This is a genomic window from Acrocarpospora pleiomorpha, assembly GCF_009687885.1.
Taxonomy (GTDB): Bacteria; Actinomycetota; Actinomycetes; order Streptosporangiales; family Streptosporangiaceae; genus Acrocarpospora; species Acrocarpospora pleiomorpha.
In genome coordinates, this window is sequence record NZ_BLAF01000025.1 from 23,361 (window position 1) to 34,735 (window position 11,375).

Genomic DNA, 11,375 nt, shown 5'->3' on the forward strand with positions numbered 1-11,375 from the left:
GGAGTTTTGAGCCCGCTACCACGGGTGAGGACAGTCGTCTTCTCCCTTCCAGCCGATCAGTTCGCAGCACGAGGAGTCCGATGAAGATCCTTCACACCGCCGACTGGCACGTGGGCAAGGTGCTCAAAGGGCGTGCGCGGCTGGACGAACATCGGGCGGTGCTGCGCGAACTGGTAGGAATCGCACGCTCTGAGGATGTTGACGCGGTCATCGTGGCGGGGGACGTGTTCGACACCTCGGCGCCCACGCCGGAGGCGCAGGCCCTGGTCATGCCCGCGCTGATGGCGCTACGCGAGGACGGCCGCCAGGTGGTGGTCCTGGCGGGCAACCACGACAATCCGTACCTGCTGGATGTGTACCGGCCGGTGCTCGGGGCGCTGGGCATCCAGGTGCTGGGCACATTCCGGCGCCCGGACCGGGGCGGAGTGATCACCTTCACGGCCCGTTCCGGTGAGCCGGTACGGCTGGCGGTGTTGCCGTTCCTGTCCCACCGGCACGTGATCCGCGCCGCCGAGGCGCTGACCGGCACCGCCGCCGAGCACAACCGCGACTACGCCGAACGATTCGGGCAGCTCGCCGCCGCGATGACGGCCGATTTCACCGCCGACACCGTCAACCTGGTGACCACCCACGGCACCCTGCCCGGCGGCCGCTTCGGCGGCGGCGAACGCGAGGCCCAATCGATCTTCTCCTACTACTTCGAGGCCACCGCGTTCCCGTCCACCACCCAGTACGCCGCACTGGGTCACCTGCACCGTCGCCAGCAGATGCCGGGCCCCTGCCCGATCTGGTACAGCGGCTCCCCGATCGCCGTCGACTTCGGCGAGGAACGCAACACCCCCGGCGCGCTCCTGGTCACGGTCGAACCCGGCAGCCCCGCCGTGGTCCGCGAGGTCTCGATCACTTCGGCTCGCGCCCTGGCCACCGTGACCGGCACCCTCGGCGAACTGGAGGCGATGGCGCCCGACCTGACCGAGACCTGGCTTCGCGTGATCGTGGCCGAGAAACCCCGCCCCGGCCTGGCCGACATTGTCCGCGAACTCCTGCCCGGCGCCCTCCAGGTCGACCTTCACGAACAGTTCCGGCCCACTCAGGCGAGGCGGCGCGACAGCGACACGGGCCCGGCCTCGCGCGGCCCGCGGGACCTGTTCCGCGACTATCTCGGCGCCACCGGCCGCGACGATCCCCGCGTAGCCGCCCTCTTCGACCGTCTACACGACGAGGTGACGAGTTGACACGCCAGATCCGTCCGCACGACGAGGTGACGAGGCTGATGCGCGCGATTCGGCTGCGCGATGCGTTGATGAGCCCGGTCCGGCCGCAGGACGGGGTGACGAGCTGATGTCTGCGATTCGGTTGTGCGACGAGTTGACCCGCCCGGTCCGATCGCGTGACGAGGTGACGAGCTGATGCGTCCGATTCGGTTGTACCTGGAGAATTTCGGCAGCTTCCGCGAACCGGTCGAGGTCGACTTCGCCGACGTCGACTATTTCGCCCTGGTCGGCGCCACGGGCTCCGGCAAGAGCACCGTGATCGACGCCATCTGCTTCGCCCTGTACGGCACCGTCCCCCGCTGGGGCAAGGAGAACGTGGTCGCCTACGCGCTCGCCCCTTCGGCCACCTCCGGCAGGGTGGCTCTGGTCTTCGAGGTGTCCGGCCGCCGTCACGGTGTCGTGCGCACGTTGCTCCGGGACGCCAAGAACAGTGTCCGCACCAAGGAGGCCAGGCTCGACGAGCTGGATCCCGGCGTGCCGCCCGCCTCGCCGATGACCGACCTGCTGGCCAAGGTGACGAACGCGGTCGCGGAAGGGGAGAACGTCACCGTTGAGGTCCAGCGCATCACCGGCCTCGAATACAAGTTCTTCACCCAGTGCGTGGTCCTCCCGCAGGGCCGCTTCGCCGAATTCCTGCACGCCCAGCCCCGCGACCGGCAAGACCTCCTCGTCCAGCTGCTGGACGCCGAAGTCTACGAGCGGATCCGGCAGCGCGCGGTCCGCGAGGAGGACACCGCCAAACAGCACGCCACCTTCGCCCGCAACGAACTCAACCGCCTGTCCGGAGCCGACGAACCGGCCGAGCGCGCCGCGACCGACCGCCTGGCGGCCCTGAAAGAGCTGACGTCCCGCGTCGGCGACGACCTGGCGGCCCTGACCGCCCACGACGAGACCGTACGCCGCCTCCAGGAGGAGCAGCGGACCGCGGCGGGCGCCCTGGCCACACTGACCCGTCTGACCATGCCCGGCGATGTGCCCGGCCTGGCCGAGGGACTGCGATCCGCCGAGGAGGCGGTAGGAGCGGCGACCACCACCGTCACCACCCTGGAGGAGGCGGAACAGCTCGCGGACAGGAGCCTCGCCGACCTGGGCGACCGGTCCGCGCTGACAGAACGTGGCAGCCTGCTGGAACAGTACCTACGCGTCGCCGCTCAGGCGCTCCAGGCACGCGCCGACGCGGACCAGGCCACCTCGACACTCCCCGCCCTCGTCGAGCGAACCACGGCAGCTGAACGCGCCCTGACCGACGCCGAGCAGGAACGCGATCGCCTGCGAACGGCACACGCCGGCGCCGAAGTGGCCCACAGCATCGTCGTAGGAGCACCCTGCCCCACCTGCCTCCGCCCAGTGACCGAACTCCCGCACCACCCCGCCCTCGCAGGCCTCAGCACCGCCGAGGGCACCGTCAGATCCGCCCGCAAACACGCCGAAGACGCCCGCTCCCACCACGGCAGAGCAACCGCGGAAGCAGACCTCCTCACCCGCCACGCCAACAAACTAACCACCGAACTATCCGACCTCTCCCGAAAAGTCACCACAAAAGCCCACGAGCCCCGGCCTGCGTATGAGCCCCGGCCGGGGGACGGGCCGATGCCTGTGGATGGGCCCATGCCTGTGCACGAGTCCCGGCCTGTGGGTGGGCTCACGTCTGGGGATGGGCCTCTGGGTGCGGGCAGGGTCGCGCGCGGGGATGCGGCCGCTCGTGCGGGGGAGGCCGCAAGGATCGGTGAGATGGCGCGGGTGGAGTTGGGGGAGATCACTCGCAAACTTCAGGCTTTCGATGAAGCGGGCAGGCAGGTGACGGCCGCGCGGCAGCGGACTCGGCAGGGGAGGGCGGCGCTCGCGGCGGCCGAACGGGCCGCCGCGGGGTTGCGCGGCAGGGTCGAGCAGGCGTGGCGGGAGCTGGAGGCGGCACGGGACACGGTGGCGGGGTTCCGGCCGCCGCCGGTGGAGCGGGCGGACATCCATCGGGGCTGGGCGGCGCTGCTGGCCTGGCGTGACCAGGCGGCGGAGGCGGAACGGGAGGCGGGACGGGCACGCGGGGAACGGCTGGCCGAGGCCCTGCGCGTTCGGGATGGGGAACGGGCCGAGCTGGTGGCCCGGCTTGGGGAGCATGAGCTCGTGGTGCCACCGGACTTCACGCCGATGCGGATCGGGCAGGCGCTGGCCACCACGGTGGCGCAGGCGGAGAGCAGGCTGGAGCGGATCCGGGAGGCTCGGGAGCGGGCCAGGCAGCTGGCCCAGGAGGTGGCCGACCGGGACGAGGAGGCCAGGGTCGCGCACGAGCTGTCCCTGCTGCTGCGGGCCAACCAGTTCGAGCGCTGGTTGTGCGCGGAAGCCCTGGAACTGCTGGTCGCCGCCGCCTCCGACACCCTCCGGGACCTTTCCGACGGTCAGTACGAGCTGGTTCTGGGCGGCAAAGGCGAGATCGAGGTGGTCGACTACGCCGAAGCCGGTCTGCGGAGAAACGCGCGGACGCTCTCCGGCGGTGAAACCTTCCAGGCCGCCCTCGCCCTGGCACTCGCCCTGTCCGACCAAGTCGCGGGCCTGGCCGCCTCCGCCGCCCGCAGCCTCGACTCGATCTTCCTCGACGAAGGCTTCGGCACCCTCGACCCCGCCACCCTCGACACCGTCGCCACCACCCTGGAACGCCTGGCCTCCAGCCACGAACGCATGATCGGCGTCGTCACCCACGTCCCCGCCCTAGCCGACCGCGTCCCGACACGCTACGAGATCACCCGCGACCAAACCGGCTCCCACGTCCAAAGGACCACAAGATGAGCACCACCCCGTATCGGCCTGGTTTGGGTCTTGTTCGAAAGGCTGGCAGTTGAGCACTACCTTGCGGCGGCCGGGGTTCACCGTCGATCCGTGGGATCCGGGGTATGCGGCGGCGGTCGCGGTTGAGGCGATGGCTGAGCTTGAAGGGAGCTCGGCGGAGCTTGATCTGGAGGTTGAGGTTCCGGCCGATCAGTGGCGGCCGATCACGCCCGCGCCGGGAACCGCGGCTCCCAAGGTGCTGCTGATCGCTGACGGGGTGCGCAGGATCGACGCGCGGGTGTGGGTGGACGGAGCGCCGGGGGAGATGCCGGCGGCCGGGATCGCGGCGTCGTACGCGGCCGGGATCGTGCGGTGTGTCCCGGGGGGTGACACGCCCGCGTCGCTCGCCGCTGTCGAGGTGCGGCGGGCGTTGTTCAGCTCGGCGCCGAGCGCACCGGAGGCGGCCACCGACCTTGCCGTCTACCAGGCGGAACAGAGCGGTGACGGAGGATTGGACGACCTGTCCCTGGCGTTGCAGCGCCGCCTGACCGAACTTGAGGTGACTCTCGCGATCAACTATCGCGCCGAATCGGGCGAGGACGACCTGCTGCTCGTGGACGGTCCACTGCGCGGACGCACCCACCTGCCCAGAACCGTCGGGTACGTCAAGACGCACCACACGTCATACCTGCCGAAACCGCAGGCGGCCGTGGTGCCCGCCCTCACCAGCGGGCAGCGCACGCCGGTCTTCCGAATGGGAACCAGCTGGCAACGCCACGCCTGGTACGTGAAATTGCCCGTGCGCTCGCAAGCGCCCTGGGCGGGCATCGCGCGCTGTGAGGCCGGAGCCGACCTATCCGGCCCCGAGGTCGCGGCCCTCGCCGACGCGATCACGCTGGTACTGCCCTCACTCGCGGGAGTCGACTACAAGGACCCCCGAGCACCACAGAACCTGGTGCCGATCGGCGGCCTGGAAAAACTCCTCCGCCACCACCTCGGCGACCCCGGCCTGCTCTACCGAGCCCTACGCTCGGCGGCAACCAGGTCCTGATACGTCGGGTACCGCGATGGCCACTGACCGTCCTCATTGCCGGGGTCGGCGAGAGCGTTCGGCCCTCGCACGGCAAACGTGTCCGCAGGGCCGTGGATGCCGTGCCCGCAGCCCGAACTCACGGCGATTCGATGGCGATCGGCTCGTGATCTTGTGTGGGTCCTTCGGAGGCCGGCGTCGAGTCGTCCGAGCGTGCCAGAGCCTCGATGATCTCGAGGGCCGGCAGGACCGTGGCGCAGCGGTCGGCGGCGTACTTGAGGGCCATCCGGTGGTGCTCGGCGGAGAAGTCGGCGACCGCGTCGGAGACCAGGAAGGCCTGGACGTCGCCCATGAAGGCCTCGCAGACCGTCATCAGACAGCCGATGTGGGCGTACACACCGGTCACGATCAACTGGTCGCGTCCCGTTTTGGTGAGGATGTCGCGGAGCTCAGTGCGGTGGAAGGCGCTGTAGCGCCACTTCACCAGCCGGATGTCGGACGGGCCGGGCGTGAGAGCGGGGATGATGTCCTGGCCGTGGCGGCCGGGGCCGATGCCGGGGCCCCAGAAGTCCTGGAGCAGGCCGCGCTGGCTCGTCGTCTGACCGCCGGGCTGGGCGGAGTAGACGACCGGCACGTCGAGCCGCCAAGCCGTCTCGCGGAGTTCGGTGATGCGGGCGATGGCGTCGCTGATCGGGGCGGTGTTCTGCGGGAAGGCCTCGACGAAATAGTTCTGCATGTCGTGGATGAGCAGCAGCGCCCGCTGCGGATCGGGGGTCCAGGTCACCCTGTTGGCGGGGAGCTCCTGCGGGCCGGGCATGGGGTAGGGGGCGATGGCGGGGATGGCCACGACTGTCCTCTCTTACCGGGACCGAAGGTCCCCTTTGCTGATCTTGCCGACGGCGGTCGTCGGCAGGGTGTCCACGAAGGCGAACTGATCGGGGATCTTGTATGCGGCCAGCCCGCGTTCCCGCAGGAAGCGGCGGAGCACCGGCGCCGTCGGGGCGGGCCCGCCGTCACGGGGGACGACGTAGGCGCGGGTGCGTTCGCCCAGATAGTCGTCTGGGACGGCCACCACCGAGGTGTCCAGGACGGTGGGGTGGGCCAGGAGGTGGTTCTCCACCTCCTTGGCGGAGATCTTCTCGCCGCCCCGGTTGATCTGGTCCTTGGCACGGCCGACGACCACCAGGTGACCGGTGGCCAGCCGCCGCACGATGTCGCCGGTGCGGTAGAAGCCGTCGCCGGTGAACGCGGTCCGGTTGTGCTCCTCGGCGCGGTAGTAGCCCCGGATCGTGTACGGCCCCCGCGTCAGCAGGTGGCCCGGGTCGCCGGGGGCGACCGGGCGATCGTCGTCGTCCACGATCAGGATCTCGTCGTCGGGGGAGATGGGACGGCCCTGCGTACCGACGACGAGATCGGCGGGGTCGTCCAGGCGGGTGTAGTTCACCAGACCCTCGGCCATGCCGAAGACCTGCTGGAGAGTGCAGCCGAGCGCCGGGCCGACCCGGCGGGCGGCCTCCTCGGCGAACGTGGCGCCGCCGACCTGGAGCACGCGCAGGCTCGACAGGTCGGCGGTGGCGTGGGTGGCGGCCTCGGCCCAGATGATCGCGAGTGGGGGCACCAGGGCGGTGATCGTCACGCCTTCGCGTTCGATCAGCGGGAAGCAGGTGTCGGGGGTGGGGCGTGGGGCCATGACGGCGTGGCCTCCGGCGTACAGGACACCGAGGACGCCGGGGGAGCTGAGCGGGAAGTTGTGCGCGGCGGGCAGGGCGCACAGGTAGACGCTGTCCGCGTCCAGCCCGCAGATCTCGGCGCTGCCCCGGACGCTGTAGAGGTAGTCGTCGTGGGTGCGGGGGATCAGTTTGGGGGTCCCGGTGCTGCCGCCGGAGAGCTGGAGGAACGCCACGTCGCCGGGGCGGGGCGGACGGACGCCGGTGACGGGTTCGGAGACCCGCAGCGACTCCAGGGGGATGTACGGGCCGGGGTCGCCGTCGACGATCACGTACGGAACCTTCAGAACGGCGGCCAGCTCACGATGGTCGAAGCCGTCGTGGACGTCGGTCGTCACGTACGCGCTGGCCTCGGTGAACGCGCAGAAGTAGCCGATCTCGGCCGACCGGTGGGCGGGCAGGGCGAACACCGGCAGCGCGCCCACGCGGAACAGCGCGAAGATCACCTCGTAGAACGCGGGGCGGTTGGGGAGTTGCACCACCACGCGGTCGCCGGGGCCGATGCTCAGCCGGGCGAAGCCGGCGGCGAGGCGGTCGGCGCGTTCGTCGAGTTCGCTATAGGTCCACCGATCGGCGCCGCCGACGAGGGCGACCCGGTCGCCGAAGGCGGCGGCGCGCTCGCGCAGCAGGGAGCCGAACGTCTCGCCGCGCCAGTATCCGGCCGCTCGGTAGCGCTCGGCGAAGTCCGCGGGGTAGGGGACGAAGGACACGGTTCTCCTCTCAGCTCGCGTCGCCGGTCCGCAGGCCCAGCGCGTTCAGCAGGGTGCGGAACTTCGCGGTCGTCTCGGCCAGTTCGTGCTCCGGCACCGAACCGGCGACCAGGCCGCCGCCGGCGAACAGGCGTACCCGCTCGGCGCCCACTACGGCGCAGCGGATCGTGACCGCCCACTCGCCGTCGCCGGAATCGTCGCTCCAGCCGACCATGCCGGTGTAGAAGCCCCGGTCGAACGGCTCGACGTCGGCGATGACCGCCCGGGCCGCCTCGGTCGGGGTGCCGCAGACGGCCGGGGTCGGATGCAGGGCGACGGCCAGGTCCAGCGACGTGGTGGCGGGATCGGCGAGTCGGCCGGTGATCCGGCTCGACAGGTGCCACATCGTGGCGGTGCAGATCAGCGACGGCTCCGCCGGCACGCTGAGGGTCCGGCAGAACGGCGCCAGCGCGTCGGCGACCGCGCCGACCACGACCGCGTGTTCCCGCTGGTCCTTGGCTGAGCAGAGCAGGGCGGCGGCGCGGCGGCGGTCCTCCTCCGGGTCGGCGCTGCGCGCGGCCGAACCGGCCAGCGGATTGGCCACCACGGCCGGGCCGATCCGGGAGACGAGCAGTTCCGGGCTCGCGCCCACCAGGGTCTGCTCGCCCGGCAGGCTGATGGCGAAGACGTGGCCGTGCGGGTCGCGGGCGGCCAGGCGGCGGGCGATCTCCACCACGTCGGCGGCTTCGGTGCCGGTCAGTTCGAGCGAGCGGGCCAGCACCACCTTGTCGACGGCGCCCCGGTCGAGCAGTTCCAGCACCCGCCGCACCCCCTTGACGTGGTCGGCCGGGCTGGGCACCGGGGTGATGCGCCACTCGCCCGCCGGAGCCGCCGCGGGCACGTCCCCCGTGACGAACGGGTCGGCCCATCGGGTCTGGGCGGGCACCACCAGGTGGGCGGAGGCGGGGTCGTCGAACGGGATCGCGCCGATGACCAGGCCGCCGCCGCGCAGCCGGTGGCTGACCCGGTCGCTGAGGTCCTCCAGGGTGCCGGCGGGTGGGACCACCGACGTGACGCCCTGGGCCAGCAGGGTGTGCTGGGGGGAGGAGAACAGGGACGACAGTCCGGGCCGGTAGGCGCGCAGCAGTTCGGGGGCGGCGATCGCCTCGTATGCGATGGACATGGCTGCCTTTCTCTCAGGCCCGCAGGGTGGCGCCGCCGTCCACGTACAGGTCCTGCATCGTGATGTGCCGGGCGCGGTCGGAGACCAGGAAGGCGACCGCGTCGGCGATGTCCGCGGGGTCGGCGATCCGGCCGAGCGGGATGCCGGTGCGGAAGCTCGCCAGGTCGCCGCGCAGCACCGCCTCCCGGTCGAGGCCGGCCTGCATCGCCGTGTCGGTCGAACCGGGGGACACGACGTTGCACCGGATGCCGTGGGCGGCCAGTTCGAGGCCGAGACACCGGGTGAACATCGCGGCCGCCGCCTTGGAGGCCGCGTACGCCGACATGCCCATCCGGGGGATGCCACCGGCGTTGGAGGCCACGGTGACGATCCGGCCGCGCCGCCGGGGGATCATCCGCCGGGCGACGGCGCTGCTGACGTGGAAGACACCCTCCGTGTTCACCCGGAAAACCGCTCTCCAGTCGTCGGCGGTCAACTCGGCCGCAGGTCCGGTGCGGAGCACACCCGCGGTGTTGACCAGGATGCCGATCGGCCCGATCTCTCTCTCGACCCGGCCGACCAGCGCCTCGACTTGATTCGCGTCGGTGACGTCGCAGGTCAGATGCATGATGTCACCTTCAGTCCGGCCGAGTAACACGTCGGTCGCGGCCACGACGGCTCCCTCGCCGGCCAGGGCCGCCGCCACCGCCGCGCCGATGCCGCGGGCCGCGCCGGTCACGAGCGCCACCTCGCCGGTGAGATCTCGATTCACTTCACTCCTTGCGAACTTAGGTAAGGCATACCTAACTTTCTATACGCAGCGCTATCTGTCAACGGCCCCGGTTGTGATCTGCTTCACCGCGTCGCACCTCTTGACAATCCGCCCCGTGCGCCAAGAAGTTAGGTAAGGCTTTCCTAAGAAAGCGGTACGAGTCAATGGCGGCCACCCCTCACCGCGGGGGCGTTCCGCCATGCCTGGAATGTCCCCTGACTGAGAATGGGCGGTCGTTGCATGTCGCTGAGCTACGAACGGGTCAGGGAGGACGTCGTCGACGTCCTCGCCGAGCCACCGGCGGAGTTGTCCGACGATGAGAACCTCCTTGACCTGGGGCTCGACTCCATCAGGGTGATGAGCCTGGTCGAGCGCTGGCGCGCGGCCGGCGTCGACACCACGTTCGCCGAACTCGCCGAGCGGCCCACGGTCGCCGACTGGTGGAAGCTCCTCGCCGACCGGCAGGAGGAGGGGCGATGAGCGAGCGCGCCGACGTCGTCGTGGTCGGCGGCGGTCCCGCCGGGTCGACCGCCGCCACCCTGCTGGCCCGTCGCGGGCACCGGGTCGTGCTGCTGGAGAAGGAGAACTTCCCCCGCTACCAGATCGGTGAGTCGCTACTCCCCGCAACCGTGCACGGCATCTGCCGTCTCCTCGACGTCCACGAGGAGATGGAGAAGGCCGGGTTCATGGTCAAGCGAGGCGGCAGTTTCCGCTGGGGTGTCAACCCCGAGCCGTGGAACTTCCTGTTCGCCATCTCACCCGAGCTGACCGGCCCCACGTCCTACGCCTACCAGGTCGAACGCATGAAGTTCGACGAGATCCTGCTGCGCAACGCGGCCAAGAACGGCGTCGACGTGCGCGAGGAGTGCGCCGCGATCGAGGCGGTCGACGGCGGCGACCGGGTCACCGGCGTCCGCTACGCCGACGCCGAGGGCGTCGAGCACACCGTCGAGGCGACCTACGTGCTGGACGCCTCCGGCAACCGCAGCCGCATCTGGAAGGCCGTCGGCGGCGAGCGCCACTATTCGGAGTTCTTCCGCAACATCGCCCTGTTCGGCTACTTCGAGGGCGGCAAGCGGCTGCCCGGGCCCGACCGCGGCAACATCCTGTGCGCCGCCTTCGACGAGGGCTGGATCTGGTACATCCCGCTCAGCGACACCCTGACCAGCGTCGGCGTGGTGATCTCCCGCGAGCACGCCGCCCGCCTCCAGGGCGACCAGGAAGCCGCGCTGCTCGGCCTCATCGACCGCTGCGCCATCGTCAAGGACTACCTGTCGCAGGCCACCCGCGTCACCGAGGGCACCTACGGCGAGATCCGCACCCGCAAGGACTACTCCTACTCCAACAGCGCCTTCTGGCGGCCCGGCATGGCGCTGATCGGCGATGCCGCGTGCTTCATCGACCCGGTCTTCTCCACCGGCGTCCACCTGGCCACCTACGCCGGCCTGCTGGCGGCCCGCTCGATCAACAGCGTGCTGGCCGGGGAGATCGCCGAGGACCGCGCGTTCGGCGAGTTCGAGGGCCGCTACCGGCGGGAGTACGCCGTCTTCTACGAGTTCCTGTCGGCCTTCTACGACATGCAGCACGGCGAGGGCACCTACTTCTGGAACGCCCGCAAGGTCACCGGCATGGAGGCCACCGACATGGAGGCGTTCACCACGCTCGTCGGCGGCCTGCATTCCCGTGAGCTGGCTCTGTCGTCGCGCGACCTCGCCGACGCCGTCGAGCGCACCGGCACGATGCAGACCGAGTCGGGGGAGCGCATGTTCCACCTGTTCGGCACGCCGGTCGTCACCGATGTCATGCAGGAGATGAACCAGATCCAGTCCCGGGGTGTGCACGGCGAGCGCACGCCCGAGGCCCCGCTCCTGCCAGGCGGCCTGGTGCCCACCGCGGACGGTCTCGGCTGGGCCGAGTTCTCCCGCGGCTGAGCCCGGTCCGTCGTCCCGATCGCGAGAAAG

The 11,375-nt window shown here is 70.7% G+C and carries 9 protein-coding genes; 5 read left to right on the plus strand and 4 right to left on the minus strand.

Going from position 1 to position 11,375, the window contains the following annotated elements; all coding sequences use genetic code 11:
- Positions 1 to 80 precede the first annotated feature (80 nt).
- From Aple_RS22470 to Aple_RS22480, 3 genes are all read left to right on the plus strand, one after another.
- Positions 81 to 1,235, plus strand: a complete 1,155-nt coding sequence (locus Aple_RS22470; RefSeq protein WP_155346641.1) for an exonuclease SbcCD subunit D — start codon at positions 81 to 83, stop codon at positions 1,233 to 1,235.
- Between the two features lie 174 nt (positions 1,236 to 1,409).
- Positions 1,410 to 4,055, plus strand: a complete 2,646-nt coding sequence (locus tag Aple_RS22475; protein WP_155346642.1) for an AAA family ATPase — start codon at positions 1,410 to 1,412, stop codon at positions 4,053 to 4,055.
- A gap of 49 nt (positions 4,056 to 4,104) precedes the next feature.
- Positions 4,105 to 5,085 (plus strand): hypothetical protein, encoded by a 981-nt coding sequence (locus Aple_RS22480; protein WP_246264702.1) that lies wholly within the window; start codon positions 4,105 to 4,107, stop codon positions 5,083 to 5,085.
- A 118-nt stretch (positions 5,086 to 5,203) separates the two neighbouring features.
- On the opposite strand, the gene Aple_RS22485 is transcribed toward Aple_RS22480, so the two are convergent.
- From Aple_RS22485 to dhbA, 4 genes are read right to left on the minus strand one after another with little or no spacing between them, the layout of a single operon-like run.
- Positions 5,204 to 5,911, minus strand: a complete 708-nt coding sequence (locus Aple_RS22485; protein ID WP_155346643.1) for an isochorismatase family protein — start codon at positions 5,909 to 5,911, stop codon at positions 5,204 to 5,206.
- A 12-nt stretch (positions 5,912 to 5,923) separates the two neighbouring features.
- A complete protein-coding gene (locus tag Aple_RS22490) occupies positions 5,924 to 7,501 on the minus strand; it encodes a (2,3-dihydroxybenzoyl)adenylate synthase (protein ID WP_155346644.1) in 1,578 nt (525 codons plus the stop codon).
- Between the two features lie 10 nt (positions 7,502 to 7,511).
- Positions 7,512 to 8,663, minus strand: coding sequence for an isochorismate synthase (locus tag Aple_RS22495; RefSeq protein WP_155346645.1), 1,152 nt, complete (start codon positions 8,661 to 8,663; stop codon positions 7,512 to 7,514).
- A 13-nt stretch (positions 8,664 to 8,676) separates the two neighbouring features.
- Positions 8,677 to 9,414, minus strand: coding sequence for a 2,3-dihydro-2,3-dihydroxybenzoate dehydrogenase (gene dhbA, locus Aple_RS22500; protein WP_155346646.1), 738 nt, complete (start codon positions 9,412 to 9,414; stop codon positions 8,677 to 8,679).
- Between the two features lie 240 nt (positions 9,415 to 9,654).
- On the opposite strand from dhbA, the gene Aple_RS22505 reads away from it, so the two are divergent.
- Together Aple_RS22505 and Aple_RS22510 are read left to right on the plus strand one after the other, a co-directional pair.
- A complete protein-coding gene (locus tag Aple_RS22505; protein WP_218038468.1) occupies positions 9,655 to 9,894 on the plus strand; it encodes a phosphopantetheine-binding protein in 240 nt (79 codons plus the stop codon).
- A complete protein-coding gene (locus tag Aple_RS22510) occupies positions 9,891 to 11,345 on the plus strand; it encodes an FAD-dependent oxidoreductase (protein WP_155346648.1) in 1,455 nt (484 codons plus the stop codon). Before Aple_RS22505 ends, Aple_RS22510 begins: the two co-directional genes overlap by 4 nt.
- Positions 11,346 to 11,375 lie beyond the last annotated feature (30 nt).

Coding starts and splice junctions, on each gene's coding strand:
- Aple_RS22470 (WP_155346641.1), top strand. CDS start 81: ATGAAGATCCTTCACACCGCCGACTGGCACGTGGGCAAGGTGCTCAAA.
- Aple_RS22475 (WP_155346642.1), top strand. CDS start 1,410: ATGCGTCCGATTCGGTTGTACCTGGAGAATTTCGGCAGCTTCCGCGAA.
- Aple_RS22495 (WP_155346645.1), bottom strand. CDS start 8,663: ATGTCCATCGCATACGAGGCGATCGCCGCCCCCGAACTGCTGCGCGCC.
- Aple_RS22505 (WP_218038468.1), top strand. CDS start 9,655: ATGTCGCTGAGCTACGAACGGGTCAGGGAGGACGTCGTCGACGTCCTC.
- Aple_RS22510 (WP_155346648.1), top strand. CDS start 9,891: ATGAGCGAGCGCGCCGACGTCGTCGTGGTCGGCGGCGGTCCCGCCGGG.